This is a genomic window from Metapseudomonas otitidis (assembly GCF_011397855.1).
In the GTDB taxonomy this organism is placed as follows: Bacteria; Pseudomonadota; Gammaproteobacteria; order Pseudomonadales; family Pseudomonadaceae; genus Metapseudomonas; species Metapseudomonas otitidis.
Genome location: NZ_AP022642.1, coordinates 2,928,931 through 2,949,787 on the forward strand (window position 1 = coordinate 2,928,931; position 20,857 = coordinate 2,949,787).

19 protein-coding genes are annotated in these 20,857 nt (G+C 64.4%); 2 read left to right on the forward strand and 17 right to left on the reverse strand.

The features are described from left to right. Window positions 1–39 precede the first annotated feature (39 nt). Complete coding sequence (locus PotMrB4_RS13415; protein WP_069561374.1) at window positions 40–618, reverse strand: ANTAR domain-containing response regulator; 579 nt, start codon at window positions 616–618, stop codon at window positions 40–42. A 16-nt stretch (window positions 619–634) separates the two neighbouring features. After that, window positions 635–1,846 (reverse strand): CmpA/NrtA family ABC transporter substrate-binding protein, encoded by a 1,212-nt coding sequence (locus PotMrB4_RS13420; protein WP_107330750.1) that lies wholly within the window; start codon window positions 1,844–1,846, stop codon window positions 635–637. Window positions 1,847–2,160: 314 nt separating this feature from the next. Here PotMrB4_RS13420 and PotMrB4_RS13425 point away from each other — a divergent pair, with 314 nt between their 5' ends. Further along, window positions 2,161–2,820: a hypothetical protein gene (locus tag PotMrB4_RS13425; RefSeq protein ID WP_172433562.1), complete on the forward strand. Its 660-nt coding sequence runs from the start codon at window positions 2,161–2,163 to the stop codon at window positions 2,818–2,820. A gap of 475 nt (window positions 2,821–3,295) precedes the next feature. On the opposite strand, the gene PotMrB4_RS13430 is transcribed toward PotMrB4_RS13425, so the two are convergent. From PotMrB4_RS13430 to PotMrB4_RS13500, 15 genes are all read right to left on the reverse strand, one after another. After that, complete coding sequence (locus PotMrB4_RS13430) at window positions 3,296–5,392, reverse strand: AAA family ATPase (protein WP_172433563.1); 2,097 nt, start codon at window positions 5,390–5,392, stop codon at window positions 3,296–3,298. Window positions 5,393–5,395: 3 nt separating this feature from the next. Next, window positions 5,396–5,839 carry a hypothetical protein gene (locus tag PotMrB4_RS13435; protein ID WP_172433564.1) on the reverse strand — a complete coding sequence of 148 codons (444 nt, stop codon included), beginning with the start codon at window positions 5,837–5,839 and terminating at the stop codon, window positions 5,396–5,398. Further along, window positions 5,839–6,780 carry a hypothetical protein gene (locus PotMrB4_RS13440; RefSeq protein WP_172433565.1) on the reverse strand — a complete coding sequence of 314 codons (942 nt, stop codon included), beginning with the start codon at window positions 6,778–6,780 and terminating at the stop codon, window positions 5,839–5,841. Before PotMrB4_RS13440 ends, PotMrB4_RS13435 begins: the two co-directional genes overlap by 1 nt. 649 nt (window positions 6,781–7,429) lie before the next feature. Beyond that, entirely contained in the window at window positions 7,430–7,927 is a 498-nt protein-coding gene (locus tag PotMrB4_RS13445) for a BRO-N domain-containing protein (protein ID WP_165672321.1), read from the reverse strand. 570 nt (window positions 7,928–8,497) lie between these two features. After that, window positions 8,498–10,498, reverse strand: coding sequence for a peptidase U32 family protein (locus PotMrB4_RS13450; RefSeq protein ID WP_172433566.1), 2,001 nt, complete (start codon window positions 10,496–10,498; stop codon window positions 8,498–8,500). 101 nt (window positions 10,499–10,599) lie between these two features. Then, entirely contained in the window at window positions 10,600–11,271 is a 672-nt protein-coding gene (locus PotMrB4_RS13455; RefSeq protein ID WP_172433567.1) for a nitroreductase, read from the reverse strand. 99 nt (window positions 11,272–11,370) lie between these two features. Next, window positions 11,371–11,781 (reverse strand): GlcG/HbpS family heme-binding protein, encoded by a 411-nt coding sequence (locus tag PotMrB4_RS13460; RefSeq protein WP_172433568.1) that lies wholly within the window; start codon window positions 11,779–11,781, stop codon window positions 11,371–11,373. Next, complete coding sequence (locus tag PotMrB4_RS13465; protein ID WP_172433569.1) at window positions 11,778–12,644, reverse strand: alpha/beta hydrolase; 867 nt, start codon at window positions 12,642–12,644, stop codon at window positions 11,778–11,780. Before PotMrB4_RS13465 ends, PotMrB4_RS13460 begins: the two co-directional genes overlap by 4 nt. Further along, on the reverse strand, window positions 12,641–13,987 hold the full coding sequence (locus tag PotMrB4_RS13470) for an FAD-dependent oxidoreductase (RefSeq protein ID WP_172433570.1): 1,347 nt from the start codon (window positions 13,985–13,987) through the stop codon (window positions 12,641–12,643). Before PotMrB4_RS13470 ends, PotMrB4_RS13465 begins: the two co-directional genes overlap by 4 nt. Window positions 13,988–14,004: 17 nt before the next feature. Then, a complete protein-coding gene (locus PotMrB4_RS13475; protein WP_172433571.1) occupies window positions 14,005–14,838 on the reverse strand; it encodes a tryptophan 2,3-dioxygenase in 834 nt (277 codons plus the stop codon). Between the two features lie 11 nt (window positions 14,839–14,849). Beyond that, window positions 14,850–15,143 (reverse strand): MoaD/ThiS family protein, encoded by a 294-nt coding sequence (locus PotMrB4_RS13480; RefSeq protein WP_044407630.1) that lies wholly within the window; start codon window positions 15,141–15,143, stop codon window positions 14,850–14,852. Window positions 15,144–15,172: 29 nt separating this feature from the next. Then, window positions 15,173–15,580 carry a Mov34/MPN/PAD-1 family protein gene (locus PotMrB4_RS13485; RefSeq protein WP_172433572.1) on the reverse strand — a complete coding sequence of 136 codons (408 nt, stop codon included), beginning with the start codon at window positions 15,578–15,580 and terminating at the stop codon, window positions 15,173–15,175. A 10-nt stretch (window positions 15,581–15,590) separates the two neighbouring features. Further along, entirely contained in the window at window positions 15,591–16,790 is a 1,200-nt protein-coding gene (moeB, locus tag PotMrB4_RS13490) for a molybdopterin-synthase adenylyltransferase MoeB (RefSeq protein ID WP_172433573.1), read from the reverse strand. A gap of 2 nt (window positions 16,791–16,792) precedes the next feature. Continuing rightward, window positions 16,793–17,851: an aminotransferase class I/II-fold pyridoxal phosphate-dependent enzyme gene (locus PotMrB4_RS13495; RefSeq protein WP_172433574.1), complete on the reverse strand. Its 1,059-nt coding sequence runs from the start codon at window positions 17,849–17,851 to the stop codon at window positions 16,793–16,795. 32 nt (window positions 17,852–17,883) lie between these two features. Further along, window positions 17,884–18,819: a helix-turn-helix transcriptional regulator gene (locus PotMrB4_RS13500; RefSeq protein ID WP_044407622.1), complete on the reverse strand. Its 936-nt coding sequence runs from the start codon at window positions 18,817–18,819 to the stop codon at window positions 17,884–17,886. 299 nt (window positions 18,820–19,118) lie between these two features. Between PotMrB4_RS13500 and PotMrB4_RS13505 the strand changes: the two genes are divergently transcribed. Then, complete coding sequence (locus tag PotMrB4_RS13505) at window positions 19,119–20,846, forward strand: CoA transferase (RefSeq protein ID WP_172433575.1); 1,728 nt, start codon at window positions 19,119–19,121, stop codon at window positions 20,844–20,846. Window positions 20,847–20,857: the final 11 nt, after the last annotated feature.

Here is a 20,857-nt window from a genome sequence, read left to right on the forward strand (position 1 = left end):
TGCCCCGAGCAGGGGCACGCGGCCCCGGCCTGCCCGGCTTCAGTGCCCGAGCATCTCGTGCATGGCGATGATCTGTTCGGCCACCTGGATGAGCTTCTGCTGCCGGCTCATGGCCTGGCGGCGCATGAGGGTGTAGGCCTCCTCTTCGCCGCATTGCTTCATCTTCATCAGCAGGCCCTTGGCCAGCTCCACCCGCTTGCGCTCGGCCAGTTGCTGCTCACGGGCGTTGAGCTGGGCGCGCAGGGCCTGGTCGCTCTCGAAGCGGGCGATGGCGACGTCGAGGATCGGCGCCAGACGCTGGGCCTGGATGCCCTCCACCACGTAGGCGCTGACGCCGGCCTGGATGGCCTGGCGCATGATGGCCGGGTCGTGCTCGTCGGTGAACATGACGATGGGGCGCGGGCGGTCGCGGCTGACCAGCACCACCTGTTCCATCACGTCGCGGCCGGGGGATTCGGTGTCGATCAGCACAACGTCGGGGCGCACGGCCTCGACCCGGCGCGGCAGGTCGATGTCCAGCCCGGATTCGTCCACCACCTCGAAACCGGCCTCGCTCAGCGCGGCCTTGAGCCGGCCCATCTTCTTCGGGGTGTCGTTGATCAGCAGGATGCGCAGCATGGCGGTCGTCCCTGGGTCAGAGCAGCGGGGCGGTCGCATCGGCGAGCGCGTGCACGGGGAAACGGCGGGCGTAGCCGGCCGGGTCGTCGCCGGTCCAGGCGACGCCATCCATCAGCAGCGCACTGCGCATCGGTGCCGGCACGGCGATGCCGAGGGCCTCGGCGGCGTCGCGGTACAGCGCCAGGCATTGCACCTGGCGGGCGATGGCCAGGTAGTCCGGGTCGTCCCGCAGCAGCCCCCAGCGGCGGAACTGGGTGAGGAACCACAGGCCGTCGGAGAGGTAGGGGCAGGTGGCGCGGCCCTCGTCGAAGAAACGCAGGGGATGGGCGTCTTCCCAGTGGTGGCCGAGGCCGTCGTGGTAGTGGCCGAGAAAGCGCGGCTCGATCACCTCCAGCGGCGCGCCGACGTAGGCCTCGGCGCTGATCAACTGGGCGGTGCTGCGGCGGTTCTCGGGGTTCTGCTCGATGAAGCGGCTGGCGTCCAGCACCGCCATCACCAGGGCGCGGGCGCAGTTGGGGTACTGCTCGACGAAGGCCCGGGTGGCGCCCAGCACCTTCTCGGGGTGGTCCGGCCAGATGGACTGGCTGGTGGCCAGGGTGAAACCCTGGCCGCGCTCCACCGCCAGCGCGCCCCAGGGCCCGCCGGCGCAGAAGCCGTCGATGCGCCCGGCCTGCAGGTGCGCAACCATCTGCGATGGCGGCACCACCTGGGTGTCGACATCGCGCAGCGGGTGGATGCCATGAGCCGCGAGCCAGTAGGCCAGCCACATGGCGTGGGTGCCGGTGGGGAAGGTGTGGGCGAAGGTAAGCCGTGCGCCGTGCTGGTGCACATGGCGCACCAGTGCCTCGGCGTGGGTCACGCCCGCCTGGCGCAACGGCTCGGACAGGTTGATGCCCTGGCCGTTCTGGCTCAGGGCCATGAGCACCGCCATGGGCGTGGCCGGGCTGCCGATGCCCAGGTGGCTGCCGTAGACCTGCCCGTAGAGCGCCTGGGCGGCATCCAGCCGGCCGCTGGTGAGCCCATCGCGCAGCCCCGCCCAGGATGCCTGCCGATGCAGGTTGAGGGTGAGGCCGTAGGGCTGGGCGAAGCCCTGGGTGGCCGCGACGATCAGCGAGGCCGAATCGGTGAGCGGCATGAAGCCGATGTCGAGCGCGCTCTTCTCGGGCGCGTCACTGCCGGCGACCCAGGCCAGGGCATCGCGGCGGGTGGTCGGGCGGGCGTGATCCATGGTGTCCCTGTCCTCGAAATGAAAAGGCGCCGCCCCGACCCTTCGCACAGTGCGATGGCCGTTGGCGGCGCCGTTGCCGTCGGGCCCCGACGGTGGGGCCTGGAGGGGGGATAGCAAGGGGTGTGCCAGGGGCGTTGGGGGTTGAAGCCGAACAGCGCCCGATCCCGACGCCACGGAGCGCCCGTTGTCCCTCGGCTCGCCCTAGTGCCGCTGTGCTAGTTGACGCTCACTCGCACCCGTCGCTAGATTCCGGCCCTTCTTCGCCGCAGGGCCCCTCGCCCCGCAGCCCTCACCGTGGCAAGGAACGGCCCGTCATGCACAAGATCACGCCCTTACTGCTCACCAGCGCCCTGGCATTCATCTGCCTGCCCAGCCACGCCGAGTACATCGAGCCCTTCAGCTGCAGGAACGGCTACTTCCCCTCCGAGGGCAAGTTCACCAAGCTCTACACCGTCGTGGGCAAGCACCAGACGCACTTCTTCAAGGACACCGAGGGCTGCCCCGAATCGGAGGGGTGCATGCAGAAGGCCTACGTCATCGAGGGCGATGAGGTGCTGGTCAACAAGATCGAAGGCGACTGGGCCTGTGCCTGGTACCAGGGCAAGAAACGCGAAACCGTGGGCTGGATCGTGCTGGAGAACCTCGCACCGGCAACTGACCCCGTGCCCCAGCCCACCGACTGGCTGGGCACCTGGAAGACCCCGGCAAGCTCCATCACCATCGAGCAGCAAGAGCAGGGCAATGGCCTGCACGTGACCGGCGATGCCACCTGGGGCACCGGCGCCAGCACCCACATCGGACAGATCGACGGCATCCTCAAGCCAGAAGGCCGCTACGCGATGACCAAGGAAGGCGACGGCAAGTACGACTGCGCTGTGGAGTTCAGCCGGGTCGGCCGCTTCCTGATCGTGGATGACAACAACAATTGCGGCGGCATGAATGTGAGTTTTGATGGGGTTTACGTCAGGGAGTAGTAGGGCAAGGTGAGTGCACCGATTCAGCGGGGGCAGGTGCCGTATCGCGTCCTACCTGCGCACCCTGATGTGCCGTCCGAACAGCCCGATTGATCGGATAAGACTCCAACTCCCGAACGTTGAAGGGGCATAGGGAACGTAGGGGCGACTTCAGTCGCCAAGGGATGCGCAGCATCCCGGGTGGCGTCCGATGGCATGCAGCCTGCTTAGCGACTGAAAGTCGCCCCTAAAGAATGCGAACCCTAAGCCTTGAGCCCTTAGGCGCTGAACACTGCTTGTGTGCCACATGCCCAGAATCACCCTTTAGTTGCCGGGGCGGGCGATCCAAGTCAGTGTCTCGCTACAGCGGTTAGCCCCGTGTTTTGGGCATGGGGTTTACCTTCCCTCAGAAATGGAAAGGAACCGCCTCGCCGTTCGTAAAGTGCGCCCGCCGTTGGCGCGGTGCCGTCGGGCGTTCACGGTTACGCCCTTTGCGTTAATCGGTTTCTGTTGACTTGCTAGGTGTAATGCACTTTTCACCAAGTTGAATGTATTTGAATTTAACGCCGTCTGTAGATTCTTTGAAAACCGCTTCGTAATCGTCAAAAGAAGCGGCAACGATAGATTGTAGTCCTGGCGCGGAAGAGAGCATTTTGAAAAGAGCTTGCTGACTTTTTGTAGCCATCGAGTGCTGGCCTGGCTCATCAAGAATGATAATACCCGGATGGTTACCTTTCACAGTTGGATAAGAAGACGTCTGGTAGAGGGCAAGAATATAGCTCCATATCAGACGTACAAAATCACTGGCGCTTGAGTTGTGAGCCATGCTGCCATTTTTTACCAGTTGATCTTTTCTTTTTTGCTCTGCTGGTGAATCTATAATTTCTCTGAGTTCAATTTTTGCTAGATATGGTAGTAGATTTACATAATTGAATTCGATGTCAGATATGTCGGCGCTAAGGTAATCGAATGCGCCGGCGTTGGCTCTAAACATTTTCTCGAATATCGATATTTTTCTTTTGTCTTCCGAGGAGTAATGCTCTGTCGGGAGTGATTTTCTCTTGCTCTGGTTGTCCTTAAGTTTGTCGCTTAGTGAAGAGAAGTCTTTTAAGGTGCTGAGGAATTCCTCATTGAATTTTTGGAATTTTTCAATTTCAAGCTCAATGAATAGTTGTTGTTTTATTATTGCGCGAGAAAGGGTTGTGCCTTTTGTTGCATCATTTCGCAGCGAGTTTAGTACGGATCTTGCTCGCTCAAGTCTGGCTCCGTACTCGCTGACGGCTAGCTCTGCGTCTTGAATCGTCTGTTTTAGGCCCGCTTCTTGGCGGCTCAGCATTGTCGCCTGACTTTGTAAGTAGCGTATGTTGGTTTCGATGTCCATTTTGCTACCAACTTCGCTCAAGTTGGTTAGTGAGTCTTCGATATGCTGATGGCATGTCGGGCAAGAGTCACTGGAGATACTGAGCCCTATTTCGGCTCCGTAATTTCTAAGTTTTTGTGCGGTTTGGTTGCTTGTCAGTTCGTCTTGAGCCTGTTTTGCCATGATCGAAAGGCTTGCAAGGGTTGCTTTTTGAATGGCTAAGTTACTAACGGCTTTTTCGTAGCTGTTTGTTAGGCTGGCGATTTCTTCTGTTTTTTGTGCAATGTCTTCAATGGTCTTGTTGGAGGTTCCATCTTTGAATTCATTTCCTTTGATTTCAAGTTTTTTGTGTTGGTTCTTCAGATTTTCTACGTAGTACTGAATTGTATATGTTTTGCCTTCAATTATTTTGTTTAACTCTAATTTGTTGGGCTCGAAAGGGATTGGTATCTTACTGCTAAGGCCATCTAGTTTTAACCCTAGACCTGATGCTTGAGCGGTGATTTTTTTTGCCAAGCTACTCCATTCGTTGCTTATGATTTCGGACTCTTTGTCAAGCTCTGCTTTTTTGGCTTCTTGCTCGAAAACGTCTGTGCCCAATAGATATTCTACGACTTTGATGCGAGCGTCCCGAACGCTGTAGAAAGGGATATTCGCAATATAATCGGTCCAGCCACGCTTTTGCTCTACCGCAAGCGCTGCAAAAATAGCTTGCAGATACAGCTTAACTTTCTTGCCGTTTGAGTCGTAAACCGTAGGTAGATTAAGTCCTAAGAATTTCTCTAGGAAGGTAAAAAAACCTTCCTCATATATTGCGCTATATTGGTCGTGTACAAATTTAAATTGAGATGGGCCTGAAAAATTTTGAGTAAGTACTGGTCCTTGGGTGATTTTTGCGAGTTTGGTGTTTTGATGTTGGCTTTTTATAGGTCGGGTTATTGTTACGATGTTGCCAGATCGGTTCTCTATTTCAATGGAGACGCTTGATTCAACGATAAAGTGCTTCGAGCCTTCGTATTCAACGTAATCTCTAACTGAATACTGTAGTGTTCGCTCGCTCTTTGCGCCAACTAGCTCTTCCATTCCTAGGCTATAGAGAAGGCTGTTGATTATAGTGCTTTTGCCTGATGAGTTTGATCCTCTGATTATATTGAGGCCTTTTTCAAAAAATGTTTTGAATCCGAAATCCTGATCATGACACTTGATGCTAATTTGCAGTGCTCTTATAAGCATCTCTTAATCCCATCCTTTTGATACAGAGGTAACCATTTCCTCTGTGATCCCTTTGCCAATTTTTTTCAATTGAGATTTTTCTTTTGGAAAGGCAGTCTCGTCGTTGATTATTACATCAAGAAGCTGGTTGCCTTTTTTCGTGATTTTTAGGTTCAAGCCTTCAATGGTAAATATTTCTTCCTCAAGAGCTAGTTGCAATGCGACAGCAAGGGCAGGGTCGAAGCCCCACACAGGTATCGATAGCTTTTTATTTTTCGCGGCAATTTCAAGGGAGCTAATTCTGCCTCTCGATTTGAGAGCCCAGTTCAGAAGGTGCAGTTTGATAAGGCTGCACTTTTTCCCTCGGCAGCAGATTTCTACTATCAATAGTGCCTGAGTGATTTTGTAGAGTGGGCGCTGTTCAGCCAAGGCAGGTGAGGGGCGGCGCGTGAACTTAATTCTCGCCATTATTCGTAATCCAGCTGACAGAGGCCAAGCCAGTTGGCTACAGCATGATTTACGATATCTGTGGCGAGTGCGTAGTCGACATGAGGGCGAAGCTCTTCTAATAGTCGATTCGTTAAGTCTATTCGGATTTTTTCAGTTAGTTCATTGGGGGTGGCATTTAGCGTGTCACTCCAGTCATCTACTTGTTTTTGGAATGTTGCAAGAATTCGCTCTACTTTATGGTAGACAACAGATGAACTGGCATCGAGTTGCATGCAGAATGTGTTGAAGTTTAAAAACTCATTTAGGGTTCGGTCATAGAGCTTTTGGACTTTTTTCTGATGCTGCTCGGTGGTTAGGTTTGGGTTTTTAGTCTGGCCGGCAGCTATTCTAAGTTTTGTTTTTCTTAAAATGTTTTCCTCGTATTCATTTTTCTTTTCAAGTTCTGGTGTTGCTAATGGTAGAGGATTTAGCTGAATTGCCTCACCGGCCAATGCTCGGTGCTCATTAATCTCTTTGAGGTAAAAGTCTGCGTCATGAATAAATATACGAAAGTCGGGGCTTAAGATTTTTAAGCCCCAGGATCGAACCTGCTCTTGTTTTTTCTTGGCGTGCCTAAGGAGTTTATTTCTGTTCGCTTCTGGTGTGACAAAGCACCAATTTCTTATCAGGCTGTCACCAAGGCGAGCTTCGATTTCAGATTCGTTTTCTCTTAGTTTTTCTAAATCTTCAGTGATTTTTTCTGCTTGCTTTTTGTATAGCTCTGTTTGGTTGTAGTGAAGGTTTGGGCAATAGCATTGAAATGCTGTATTGGTATCGGTGATGTAGCCTTCAATGCCAAAGTCTCCAGGAGAGGCTTTTATCTCTTGGTAGCCCTGATCACGGTACTTGGCTTTAAAAATGCACTGACAGAGTTCCTCCCAGCTGCTGCCGTTAAAAACTCCAATTTTTGAGCGATACATTTCTTGCTGGCATCCTTTAGCACATGGTCGTCCTTTGGCAGGAGGAAGACCTCACTGAGCTTTGAAGGGTACTAAGAAGCGAAGCGCGTGGCCAGCACTGCGCCACTAGTAATGCGATGAAATATAGCTGTTTTTTTGTACAGTATTTAGGCGATATCCATATCGCTAGCGATATGCTTTTGGCAAAAAATGCATGCTTTATCTTATGTCGCTTAGCAGATGATTAAGCATTGCCGTCCGTTGATGGTAGTTATGCTGAGGGTATTATCCTCCTAGTTATAAAGGTTCGCGTGGGGTGGTGGGGCTTGAGAATTTTCCAGAAGAGTTTAGGTGCGGGTCTTTGATTTTTTATGCAGGTTCCAGGTTTCATAATTAACAAAAAATACCAGCCAATATAGTGATGGAGGGGTGCTGATTTTATTTTAGGCAGTTTTAGTGCTGTTCATTTTTGTAAATTTGAGGTTATTTGGAATAATTATAGAGTTAGATATCTATTTAGATGTCTCGTTGATAGTCTATGGCTTGAGCATGGCAAGGGCAGCAACGTAATCCAATTGGGAAACTTAAGAAACTCTGTGTGGTATCAGAGGGAGTCAGCTTCTGCAGAAAAACGCCGCACTCCCATGCGGCGTTTTTTCATTTCTGCACCTTAGAAAAACCGCTTCCAACTCGGCCCATCCCCCAACAGCGGGTCGTCATGCACCGCCATGAAGCGCGGCAGGTCCTGCCGGGCGATCCAGGTTTCGCTTTGCCAGTGCAGGGCGGCGATGCGCTGGTTGGCCCAGGTCATGAGGATGCGTCGCGGGCTGGCCTGCGGGTCGCGGTGGTAGTCGTGGAGGGTGGGGATCACTTCGTCGCTGAGCCATTGGCTGAGGGCGCAGTGCTCGGGGTGGCCGAAGCGGTAGAGGGCGCGGTAGAGGCCGGCTTCGCTGACCAGTTCCACCTCTTCGCAGCGCCCGGTGCTGTAGCGCAGAAAGGCGAAGCGGAATTGGTGGGGGTAGAGGCGTTTGGTCAGGCGGTAGGGCCGGGTGGCGGCGATCATCAGGGCGAAGTCGAGGGCGACGAACCAGGGGCGGTTGTCGATCATGACGGCGCGCAGTTGGTGGCAGTGGCGTTGGAAGGTGATGGGGGTATATGCGTCATGCATGGCGAAGTTCCAATTAAGGTCCATTTGCTTACCGTCAGTTAGGCCAGCCGAGCCGATTACGGCTTTGCGGGTTTGGCTGAAGGCAACTCGCCTACTAATTCGGGCTGTCAACCCCGGCCACGGGATTGACCGTGACCGGCGCAGGATAGGGATGGGCAGGTGGGAGGGCAAGAGGTTCGGGCGATGCCGTTCGCGGCGTAGCCCGGACTTCAGTCCGGGAGCGGGTTCCCTGGGCTGAAGCCCAGGCTACGGGGTCCGGGGGGCTTGGGTGTTGTGGGGCGGGGTGTTGGTGGTGTAGCCCGGGCTTCAGTCCGGGAGCGGGTTGCCCTGGGCTGAAGCCCAGGCTACGGGGGTCCGGGGGCTTGGGTGTTGTGGGGCGGGGTATTGGTGGTGTAGCCCGGACTTCAGTCTGGGAGCGGGTTTTCCTGGGCTGAAGCCCAGGCTACGGGGCCGGGAGGGTGGGTGTTGCGGGGGCGGGGTGTTGGTGGTGTAGCCCGGACTTCAGTCCGGGAGCGGGTTGTCCTGGGCTGAAGCCCAGGCTACGGGGGCCTGGGCGTTGCGGAGGGGCGGTCAGTGCGGGGCGCGGCGGATGGTCTTGAGCAGGTCGTCGGGGCTGATCTGGCCGACTACCTGGGATGCGGCGCTGCCGGGCTGGGGCAGGTCGAGGATGTGGCCCTTCATCTTGCCGATGACGTGCATTTCGCAGGGTTTGCAGTCGAACTTCAGGGTCAGCACTTCATCGCCGTGTACCAGCTGCATCGGGGCGACCTTGGTGCGCACACCGGTGACGCCCTTGGCCTGCTTGGGGCAGAGGTTGAAGGAGAAGCGCAGGCAGTGCTTGGTGATCATCACCGGTACTTCGCCTGCTTCCTCGTGGGCTTCGTAGGCGGCGTCGATCAGCTGCACGCCGTGGCGGTGGTAGAAGTCCCGCGCTTTCTGGTTGTAGACGTTGTAGAGGAACGACAGGTGCGCCTCGGGGTACACCGGCGGCGGGTTGGTTTCGGCCTTGCGACCGCCTCGGGGGTGGGCGGCGACGCGGGCTTCGGTGAGCTTCTCGATGGCTTCGCGGCGCAGGGCCTTGAGCTGGGAGTTGGGGATGAAGAAGGCCTGGGGCGCGTCCAGCTCCACGGCGTCGGCGTGGTACAGGGTGGTGCCCAGCTGGCCGAGCAGGTCGTGCAGTTGCTCCAGGGCCTGCTCGGGCTTGTTGGCGGCGCCGAAGGGGCCGTCCAGGGCGACGCTGGCGCTGACGCCTTCCTCGCTGGTGGCGGTCAGTTCCAGGCGTTCTTCACGCAGCTTGGCGACCCAGGAGAGACCGACGCGGCGCTCGGAGGAGGTCTTCTGCAGGGCCTGCTGCCAGTTGTGGTCGAGGTTGCGCGAGAGCGGGTGGTTGGGGCGCAGGCGGAACAGGCCCTCGGGCATCTCGTTGGGCTCGACGCGGTAGCGGTAGCGCTTCTCGCCGTCTTCCTCGAACTCGCCCTTGGGCTCGGCGATGTTGGCGCGGAAGCCCACCACCTCGCGCTTGACCAGCACGTTGAGGCCGTCGCCGTTGGACAGGGGCTCCTGGGTCACCACCAGCAGGTCGCGCTTGTTGACCTTCTCCACATGGCCCACCAGCAGGCCGGTGAAGGTGGGCGAGTCGAAGGCGCCGATGTCGATCTTGCGGTCGGTGACGAAGTAGTCGGTGCTGCCACGGTGGAAGGTCTTGTCCGGGTCAGGCACGAAGAAGTGATCGGTACGGCCACTGGAGGCGCGGGCCAGGTCCGGGCGGTTTTCGAGGATGCCGTCCAGGCGCTGGCGGTAATAGGCGGTGATGTTCTTCACGTAGCCCATGTCCTTGTAGCGCCCTTCGATCTTGAAGGAGCGCACGCCGGCATCCACCAGGGCGCTGAGGTTGGCGCTCTGGTTGTTGTCCTTCATGGACAGCAGGTGCTTCTCGAAGGCGACGACGCGGCCCTGGTCATCCTTCAGGGTGTAGGGCAGGCGGCAGGCCTGGGAGCAGTCGCCGCGGTTGGCGCTGCGGCCGGTCTGGGCGTGGGAGATGTTGCACTGGCCGGAGAAGGCCACGCACAGCGCACCGTGGATGAAGAACTCGATGGCGGCGTCGGTCTCGTCGGCGATGGCGCGGATCTGCTGCAGGTTCAGCTCGCGGGCCAACACCAGTTGGGAGAAGCCGGCCTGGTCGAGGAACTTGGCCCGCTCCAGGGTGCGGATGTCGGTCTGGGTGCTGGCGTGCAGCTCGATCGGCGGGATGTCCAGGTCCATCACGCCCATGTCCTGGACGATCAGCGCGTCGACGCCGGCGTCGTACAGCTGGTGGATCAGCGCGCGCGCCGGCTCCAGCTCGTCGTCGTGGAGGATGGTGTTGATGGTGACGAACACGCGGGCGTGGAAGCGGTGGGCGAACTCCACCAGCTGGGCGATATCGGCCACCTCGTTGCAGGCGTTGTGCCGCGCGCCGAAGCTCGGCCCGCCGATGTAGACGGCGTCGGCGCCATGCAGGATGGCCTCGCGGGCGATGTGCACGTCACGGGCGGGGCTGAGCAGTTCGAGGTGGTGCTTGGGCAAGGACATGGTGTTTTTTCTTTATCAGGCGACACGGGCAAGGCGCGCATTGTAGCGGCAGCCCGTGGCGCCGGCACCCGTCCCGACGAGCGCGCCTGCCGTTGCCCGCCTCAGAAGCCCTGGAAGCGGGCGAAGGCCTCCACCGGGGCGCGCTCGGAGCGCAGTTGGTTGACCGGCGCCTGCGGGTCGGCGTGGCCCAGGGCCATGCCGCAGTAGAGCACCTGGTCTTCAGCCAGGGCGAAGTGCCGGTGCAGGCTCTGCCGCACCATGCCCCAGGCCTCCTGCATGCAGGTGGAGAGGCCGCGCTCCTGAGCCACCAGGGCGAGGGACTGCATGAACATGCCCAGGTGCGCCCACTGGCCGTGGCCCATGCTGCGGTCGATGACGAAGAACAGCCCCACCGGCGCGCCGAAGAACTGGAAATTGCGCGCCAGGGCCCGCAGCCGGCCGGCCTTGTCCTCGCGGGGGACGCCCAGCAGGGCGTAGAGCGCTTCGCCCACCTGGTAGCGGCGGGTGCGGTAGGGCTCGCCGAGGGCGGCCGGGTAGATGGGAAATTCGTCAGCTTCGCCGGCCGGGTTGCGCAGCAGGGTCTCGGTGGCCAGGCGCTCGACGGCGGCCTTCTCGGCCCCGGCCACGGCGATCACCTGCCAGGGCTGCAGGTTGCCGCCGGAGGGCGACCAGCGCGCGGCATCGAGCAGGGTGTGGACGGTGGCAGCGTCCACCGACTGGTCAGTGAAGGCGCGGATGGAAGTGCGTTGCTGGAGCAGTTCGGCGACGGACATGGAAACCTCGGCAGCAGGGCGGACCGCGCCAGTGAAGCCGCCCCGGGCGTTCGCCGCAAGCAGCAGAACCGCCAGGGACGAGGGCGCGGCTGCCGGGGCTCAATCCCTGTTCAGGGCGTCGATCCCGGCCTGGGCCACCTGGGTGTCCTGGGCGGAGGTGACGCCCGAGACGGCGATGGCGCCGACCACGGTGTCGCCGATGCGGATCGGCAGGCCGCCTTCCAGCAGGCCGGTCATCGGAGTGGCGAGGAAGGACAGCCGGCCCTGGCCGAGGATCAGTTCCTCGTAGAATTGCGTCGGCCGCCGGGTCAGCGCGGCGGTGCGGGCCTTGGCAGTGGCCATCTCCACGCTCATGGGGCTGGCGTCCTCCAGGCGCTGCAGGTGCAGCAGGTGGCCGCCGTCGTCGACGATGGCCACGGTCACCGCCCATCGCTGCTGGCGGGCGAAGGCGCGGGCGGCCTGGGCCATGGCCTGGACGTCGGGGTCGCTGAGGCAGGGGCGCTGGTTCATCGCATGGGCTCCGGGGTGAGGCTGGCGAGGCAGCGGCCGAGGGGGCTGGCCGGCTCGCTGAGGTCGAAGAGGATGTCGAAGTGGTCGCGCCCCGCGCAGGGCTGCACTGCGGTGACCGGCAGGTAGCGCGCCAGGTGGCGGGCCATGGCGCGGCTCTGCTGCTGGAAGGCGTCGGTTTCCCGCTCGCCCCAGGCCAGGGCCACCGGGACTTCGCAGCTGGGCACCCGGCGCAGGGGGCTGAGGGCGGCGGCACGCGCTGCCGTGAGCTGCAGCGGCTGGTCGATGTAGGTGCCGATCAGCGGCGCCAGTTCGTAAATGCCGCTGACCAGCAGGGCCGCTTGGAACGGCGGCGGCCCCTCCCAGGGGTGGCTGAGCATCATCGCCACCAGGTGCGCCCCGGCGGAACTGCCGGCGAGGACCAGATGGGGTACGCGCCCCCGTGCCAGCAGGGCCGTCCGCAGCTGGAGCAGGGCGCTGGCGACCTGCTCGACGATCTGTTCCAGGCGCGCCTCGGGCGCCAGGCGATAGCCGACCGCCGCCAGGTCGTAGCCCTGGGCGTGCAGCCCGGGGGCGGGGAACAGCGAGTCCTCGGCGCTCAGCTCCTGCCAGTAGCCGCCGTGCACGTACACCAGGGTGGCCCTGGCCGGTTGGGGCGCGGGCAGCCGCAGGACCTTCTCCCGGGGCGAGGGGCCGTAGGGCAGCACCTCGGCTGGGCCGCAGAGGGTCTCGGCGGCGCGGCTGTCGCGGTGGTAGCGCTGCAGCGTTTCGGCGAAGCCGGGCGCCAGGCTGCTCGGCGAGTAGGCCCGCTCGCGCTGCTCAAGGGGCAGGTGCAGGCCGAAGGGGGCGTCATGCAGGGCCGTCATGCCGCGCCCTCCAGGGGGTGCAGCGGGTCGAGGCGGTCGAGCAACTGGCGCTCGGCCTTGGCCAGGTCGATCTGTTCGAAGCGCTCGCAACCCTGCACGGCCTCCCGCAGCAGGCGGGCCTGCACCTCGCCCCGGGCGAAGGCCGTGGCGTAGGGCAGGCAACTGAAGGTGACCATGCTGTAGCGCGGCACGAAGCGCCCCGGGTGGCGGGCCTCCAGCCACGCAGCCAGTTGGCGCTCCAGCTGGTAATCCGTTGCGCGCACCCGTTCGCGCATTTCCACGTAGTTCTCCAGGGCCATGGCCTGGATTGCGCCGGCATTGGGCCGGCGCTCTTCGGCGTAGGCCTGCAGGGCTGCATCCAGGGGCTGCGGCCGGGCCAGGTGGCGGGCCAGGGCCAGCACATCCTCCAGCCCGCAGTTCATGCCCTGGCCGTGGAACGGCACCATCGGGTGAGCTGCATCGCCCACCAGCACGGCGCAGCCCTGGGCATGCCAGCGCTCCAGCCAAAGGGTGCCGAGCTGGCCGATGGGGTTGTGCTCGAAGTCCGCCTCCAGGTCCGGCAGCTCGGCGGAGAGGTCGCTGTAGTGGGTGTCGAACCAGCGCCGCGCGGTGGGGCCGTCCGGCAGTTGGGCGAAGCAGTCGGCGCTGCCGTCGTCGTGGGGCAGGAACAGCGTGGTGGTGAAGCTGCCGTCGATGTTCGGCAGGGCGATGCTCATGTGCCCGCCTCGGGGCCAGATGTGCAGGGCATCGGCCAGTAGGCGCCCGGAGGCGGGGATGTTCAGCTCCTTGTAGCCGTGGGGCTGGCGCTCGCGGCGTTCGCCCAGGGGCCCGCCTTCGGCCATGGCCCGGCGCACGCCGGAGTCGGCACCGTCGGCGCCCACCAGCAGGTCGAAGGGCCAGCGCTGGTCGCCGGCGATGACCTCGCGGCGCGCCCAGTCGATACCCGCCAGCGGGGTGTCGAAGTGCAGCCGGGCACCGGCTGCCTGTGCCGCGTCCAGCAGCAGCCGGTTGAAGCGGCCGCGCTGGATCGACCAGATGGCGTCCCCGGCTCGGCTGCTGTAGGCGTGGAATTGCTCCGGCTCGCCCGGCACATGCACCCGCCGGCCGTGCATGGCCACGGCACCGGCCAGCACGGCAGCGTCCAGGCCGGCCTGGCGCAGAGCCTGCAGGCCGCGCTCGGCCAGGGCGAGGTTGATCGACTTGCCGGCCTGGGCGGTGTGCAGGCGCGGGTCGGGGCGTTGTTCGAGCACGGTGACCTGCCAGCCCTGGCGCTGCAGCAGGCACGCCAGCAGCGGGCCGGTGAGCCCACCGCCGACGATCAGGGCGGTGCGATGTTCTGCCATCGGGAAATCTCCTGGGTTCAGAGGACGGTGCGCAGGTTCCACAGTTCGGGGAACAGCAGCGTGTCGAGGGTCTTGCGCAGGTAGTCGGCGCCGCTGCTGCCGCCGGTGCCCTGGCGACGGCCGATGACCCGCTCGACCATGCCGATGTGGCGGAAGCGCCAGTGCCTGACGTTGTCCTCCAGCGCCACCAGTTGCTCGGCCAGCTCGTAGAGGTCGCGGTGGGTTTCGGGAGCGCGGTAGACGGTGAGCCAGGCGGCCTCCACCGAGGCGTCGTAGCCGGTGGGCTCGTCGACGGCGGCCAGCAGGCGCGCGGGGTCGATGGCCAGGCCGCGCGCGGCCAGCAGGCGCACCACCTCGTCATAGAGCGAGGGCGCCAGCAGCCGGGCCTGCAGGGCGTGCAGCGCTGCCGGATCTTCTGCGTGGTCTTCCAGGTGGCGGGCGCACTTGTTGCCGAGGAGGAATTCGATCTCGCGGAACTGCACCGACTGGTGGCCGGAGGCGCTGCCCAGGGCCGGGCGCATGGCCAGGAAGTCATTGGGGGTGAGGGTGGCGAGCACGCTCCAGGCGTGGATCAGGTGCTCCATGATCCGCTGCACGCGGGTCAGCGCCTTGAAGGTGCGGGGCAGGTCCTGGCGGCCGACGTGGTGGGTGGCGAGGGTCAGCTCGTGGAGCATCAGCTTCATCCACAGTTCGGCGGTCTGGTGCTGGATGATGAACAGCAGTTCGTCCGGCACCTCCGAGCGTGGCACCTGGCTGTGCAGGATGTGCTGCAGGCTCAGGTAGTCACCGTAGCGGCCGTCGCCGGTACGGGGCGCCAGGGCGTTCCTGGCGCCGGAAAAGGGGCATCCCATGGTCGCCGCTCCTATGCCGGGTTCCGGCAGTCCTGGCCACCGGCGACGGCGGGCAGGATGGTGATCTCGTCGCCGGGGGCGACACGGGCCTCCAGGCCGCCGTGGAAGCGCACGTCCTGGTCGTTGACGTACAGGTTCATGAAGCGCACCAGGGTGCGGCCCTTCAGCAGGCGCTGCTCCAGGCCCGGCCAGCGGCGCTCCAGGTCATCGATGACTTCACCCAGGCTGTCGCCCTGGGCGCTGACCTGGGCTGCGCCGGCCGTCAGGTCGCGCAGGGTGGTGGGGATGTGGATGGTGATGGACATGGCGGTTCCTCGTGGTCGGGGCATGGGGTTCAGTCGAAGGCCAGCGGCTGCTCCAGGATTCGGCCGTCCTCGATGCGGAAGCAGCGCATCGACAGGTCGAAGCGGGGATCGGTGCTGACGATGAGGTGGAACACCTCGGGAAAGGCGGCGGCGTACTCCACGTCAGTGTCGCTGGGGTAGGGCCGGGATGCGGTGTGGGAGTGGTAGAGCACCAGGGGCACTTCGCCCCGGCCGTTCATCTCGCGCCACACGCGCAGTTGCTGCAGGGGCTCGAAGCTGAAGAAGTCCTCGGCCTGGGCAGCGTTGTGCATCGGCACCAGGCGCAGGCTGCCGGGCTCGCCGGGCACGCCGGCGATCAGCCCGCAGCATTCCAGCGGGTGCTCGGTGCGGGCCTGGTGGGCGATGGCATCGCGCAGGGCGGCGGGCAGGGTGAGCATCGGGCCGTCCTCAGTAGCGGGGCTGGTCGGGGGCCACGTCGCGCACCCAGGCGAGCACGCCGCCCTGCAGGTTGCGCACGTTGCGGTAGCCGGCGGCGAGCATGGCCTCGACCACCTCGCGGGAGCGGCTGCCGCCCTTGCAGCAGATCACGTAGGGCTGCTCGCGGTCGGCCAGCGGCCCCTGGCCGAGGCTGGCCAGGGCACGGGCCTTGGGCAGCAGGTCGGCGCCTTCGATGCGGACGATGTCCCACTCGTTGGGCTCGCGCACGTCGATCAACCGGGGCGGCTGCCCGCTGCCGAGCAGGGCGTGCAGCTCCTGCGGGGTGATCACCGGCACGGGGGCGGCCGGCGCCGCGGGCTGGCCCAGGCCGCACAGCTGCGGGTAGTCCTGCAACGCGGTGATGGGCTGGCGCTGCGGGTCGCGCTGCAGGGGCAGGTAGCGGTAACGCATGCGCAGGGCGTCGTAGACCATCAGCGTGCCCAGCAGAGATTCGCCGATCCCGGTCAGCAGCTTGATCGCCTCGGTGCCCATCACCGAGGCCACGGCGGCGCAGAGCACGCCGAGCACGCCGCCCTCCGAGCAGGACGGCGCCAGCTCCGGCGGGGGCGGCTCGGGGTAGAGGTCGCGGTAGTTCAGGCCGCCGCCGGGGGCGTTTTCCCAGAACACGCTGGCCTGGCCTTCGAAGCGGTAGATGGAGCCCCAGACGTAGGGCTTGCCGGCCAGGACGCAGGCGTCGTTGACCAGGTAGCGGGTGGCGAAGTTGTCGGCGCCGTCGATGATCAGGTCGTAGCCCTGGAACAGCGCCACGGCGTTGTCGTTGTCCAGGCGCAGGTCGTGCAGGTTCACCTGCACGTGCGGGTTGAGCGCGGCGATGGTGCGCTTGGCGCTCTCGGTCTTCAGCTCGCCGAGGGTGTCCATGCGGTGGATCACCTGGCGCTGCAGGTTGGAGGCATCCACCCGGTCGAAGTCGACGATGCCCAGGGTGCCGACACCGGCCGCTGCCAGGTACAGCAGGGTCGGTGAGCCCAGGCCGCCGGCACCGATCACCAGCACGCGGGCGTTCTTCAGGCGCTGCTGGCCGGCCAGGCCGAACTCCGGCAGCAGGATGTGACGGCTGTAGCGGGCGCGCTCCTCGGCGCTGAGCGTGGCCTGGTCGCTGACCAGGGGGCCGAGGGTGCGGGGCAGGGGAGTCGGGGTAAAGGCAGTCATGTTCAGCTCCGGGGCAGGTCGAGGGCCTGGCTCAGGGCGTGCCGGAGCCGGGTCATTTCATCGGGGGTGCCGAGGGTCACGCGCAGTCGCTGTTCCAGGCCGGGCCAGGGGCGGCCGACGCGGATGCCGCCGGCGGCCAGGGTGGCGATCACCTCTGCGGCCGGGCGCTGGCAGTCGATCAGCACGCAGTTGCTCCGTGACGGGCTGTAGCGCAGGCCCTGGTGGTCCAGCCAGGCGCAGAAGGCCTCGCGCTGGGCCGTGTTGGCGGCCTTGCGCCGGGCGCATTCGGCCTCGTCGTGCAGGCAGGCCAGCGCGGCGGCAACGGCCGGCACCGGCACGTCGTGGGCCGGCTGGGTGTGCATGCGGTCCAGCACGGCGGGCTGGGCGATGGCATAGCCCAGGCGCAGCCCGGCGAGGCCGTGGATCTTGGAGAAGGTGCGGGTCACCACCAGGCCGGGGTGGGCGCTGACTGCCGGGATCATCGAAGGCTCGTCGCTGAACTCCAGGTAGGCCTCGTCGATCAGCACCACCGGCGGGTGGGGCAGGGCGCCGGCCTGTTCCACCAGAGCCAGCAGCGCTGCGTGGGGGGTGACGGTGCCGGTGGGGTTGTTGGGGTTGGCGATGTAGATCAGCCCGCCCTCGCTGGCGGCGAGCATGGCCTGCACGTCGTGCCCGCCGTCCGCCAGCAGGGGCACCCGGCACACCGCCCGGCCATGCAGGCGTGCGGCCTGCTCGGGCACCGGGTAGCCCGGCGCGGCCACCACCAGCGGCGCATCGGCCCGGGTGAAGGCCAGGGTGGCGTAGTGCAGGGCGCGGTTGGAGCCGGGGTACAGCGAAACCCACTCCAGCGGCACGCCATGGCACTGGGCAAGGGCCTGGCGCAGCGCCTCCACCCGCTCGAACTGGTAGCGCGAGGACAGGCCGATGGCCTCGCTGGCCGCCTGCCGCGCAGCCGGCGGTACGCCGTAGGGGGATTCGTTGAGGTTGAGGCAGAGGGGCGTTTGCAAGGCGCAAGCGTCCCCTTCGCCCGCCGCGTGGCGGGCGCTGGATAGGTGGTTCATGTCAGGTTCCCGGGTTGGGCGTTCGTGGGTGGCTAGCGGCCGCTGCGTACCGACTTTGGGGTGTAGCCGAAGAACTTGAGGAAGGCGGCGCTGAAGTTGTTCGGGTGCTGGTAGCCCACCTGGTAGGCCGTCTCCGAGACCCGGTAGCCGGCGGCGAGCAGCTCCTGCGCGCGTTGCATGCGCATCTCCAGCAGGTGGTGGGCGGGGCTGGTGCCGTAGGCGTGGCGGAAGCACTCCTTGAGCTTGTATTCGCTGATGCCCAGCGCGGCGCAGAGGCAGGCGTTGTTCAGCGGCTGGCCGAGGTTGGCGCGCATGTAGGCCTCGATCCGTTCCATCACGTCCAGGTCACGGCCGCTGATGCGCTCGGCCTGGGGCGTGGCGGGGGCCAGCAGGTTGAGCTGCTCGGCCAGCAGGCTCAGGGCATGGATGCGCTGGCGCAGGCCGTCGTGCTCGCCGACCCGGGGGTTCTTGAAGAAGCGCAGGTGTTCGCTGCTGCAGCTGCCGTTGTAGGCGATCTGCCGGAAGCTCTCGTTGTGGCGCAGGGCCTTGCCCAGCAGGCGGCCGCAGCGCTCGGGCCCGATGTAGCGGGTCAGGGTCGACTCCGACACCACCAGGCGCAGTTGCTGTATGGGCTCGTTGGCGGCGTAGCGACGCTCGCCGGTGCCGGCCTGGAACACCGAGACCGTGGTGTGGTTCGCCGCGAAGGGCAGGGCATTGCCGACCCGGTCGAGAAACTCGGACTGGCCGGACAGCCCGAAAGTGATGACCAGGGTGCGGTCGTTGCCATCGTGCTCGCAGACCTCCCGCAGGATGCGGCCCGAGGAGACCCGCGAGCGCACCAGGGAGAACCCGGCCTCGCAGTCCAGCCGCTCGATCAGCGCCTGGCCCTGGGCCGATGCCGTCTGGTGGCGTGTCCATTCCTTGAGTTGCTGGGCGCTGGCCAGCTTGGGTTGTGCCAAACCGTTCATAGCAGATCACTCCTCATCACTCGCCCGGTGTGCCTGTGCGGGGCTCCATCCGGGCGCAGTGATCACCGTCCTTGACTGGGTTCGCCGACGCATCAGAGCACAGGCGAAGTGCGCAAAAAACTGCCTCGCCGGAACTGCATATGAAAATCGCCGGAGTGCATATGTAATGCGAATGATTAGCATTAATCAAGGAAGTATGATCCTCCCATCGACCTGCAACGGATTGCCGCAGGCCCTGGAGATAGAGGGGTTCGGCGCTCCGGGTGCAGGAAGCGCGAACAGGAACGAAGGAGTTGTTCATGTCGATACGGCCCCTGGAAGGCGTGACCCTGCGGCTGGCCGAAGCCCCGACCGGGCTGCAGGCCACCCGCGAGGCGCTGGCCCTGCGCATGGGCTTGCTGGGCGCACGGGTGTGCGCGGCAGCAGGTGTGCAAGGCCTGGATGGCCAACTGACGGCCTGGCTGGAGGATGCCGCCGGCGCGCGGGTCACCTTATATGTGCGTGGCTGGCCCTGCGGGGTGCAGCCGGTGAGCGAGGCGCTGGCCCAGGCGGCCTGCGGGCTGGTGGGCTGGCATGGGCGCAGCGCCGGTGGGCTGTTCACCCTGGGGGTGGACTACCTTGCGGTGCTGACGGCCTCCCTGGCGTCCACCGCTGCCGTGGCCGCCCTGCTCGGGCAGCGTCGGGGCAGCGGCAGCCATGAGGTGCACATCAGCCTGGGCGGCGCCGGCCTGCTGGCGATGGCCCAGTACCTGGCGATGGACGATGCCGGGCAGGTGCTGCCGGTGCCGGGTGGCGCCGATTGGCAGCACCCGCCCTTCACCAGTGGCGAGGGCCTGCGCTTCGAGCTGGAAGCCCTCGACCCGGAGGCCTGGCGCCGCTTCTGGGAAGGCCTGGGGGTGTCCCTGGCGGACATCGCCGCCGGCTGGCCGCAGTTCATGCAGCGCTACACCACCGCCACGGCGTGGTTGCCGCCCTCGCTGTTCCGCGCCTGTGCGCGCTATCGCCTGGCCGACCTGAACTGCCTGGCCCGGGATGCCGGGGTCAACCTCTGCACCCTGCGCCTGGCGCCTCGGGAAGACTGCGCCCAAGGCCCCTGGGCCTTTGACCCGCCCGTATCGGCCGCTGTCCTGGCGCGCGCGCCCTCCAGCGCGGCCCAGCCCCTGGCCGGCCTGGCGGGGCTGGAGGCCTGCCGGCTGATCCAGGGGCCGCTGGCGGGGCACTTGCTGCGTGAGCTGGGCATGCAGGTCACGCGCATCGAGCCGCCGGGCGGTGATCCGATGCGCGGCATGGCGCCTTTGGTGGGCGGCCTGTCCGTGCACTTCCAGGCCATCAACCGGGGCAAGCCCTGGGTCGAGCTGGACGTGCGCAGCGAAGCCGGGCAGGCCCGGCTGGGGCAGTTGCTGGAGGGCTGCGATGCCTTCCTGCACAACTGGGCGCCCGGACGCGCCGAGCGCCTGGGGCTGACCGGCGAGGCGCTGCGCCGCCATGCCCCGGGCCTGGTGTACGGCTCGGCCTCCGGCTGCGGGCGCCACCCTGGAGCGGACGACCCCCTGGGCACCGATTTCATGATCCAGGCCCACAGCGGCCTGGCCGCCCGCATCCACCAGCACGACCGGCCGGCCGGCGCGCTGCTCACCCTGGTGGACGTGCTGGGCGGCGCTGCCCTGGCCGAGGGCCTGGTTGCCGCGCTCTACCAGCGCCACGTCCACGGCCTGGCCGGCGGCCTCGATTCCAGCATGAGCGGCGCCGCCGGCCTGCTGCTGGAGGCCGCCACTGCCGACGCGGGGCAGGTACTGGCCTGCACCGACGGCCACCTGATGCTCGACGGTGCCGACCCCTCCGAGGTGGCGAGCCTTGGGCACCTGGCCAGTGGCGAAGCCCTGGCCCACCTGGCGGCGCGGGGCATTCCCGCCAGCCGCATCTCCCGCTGCGCCGCCGATGTCGGCGCCCACCCCTGGTTGGGCTGTGCCCTGGGCCGTGACGAATACGGCCTGCGTACCGCCAGCCCCTGGATCATCAACGCTTGAGGTCGATACAC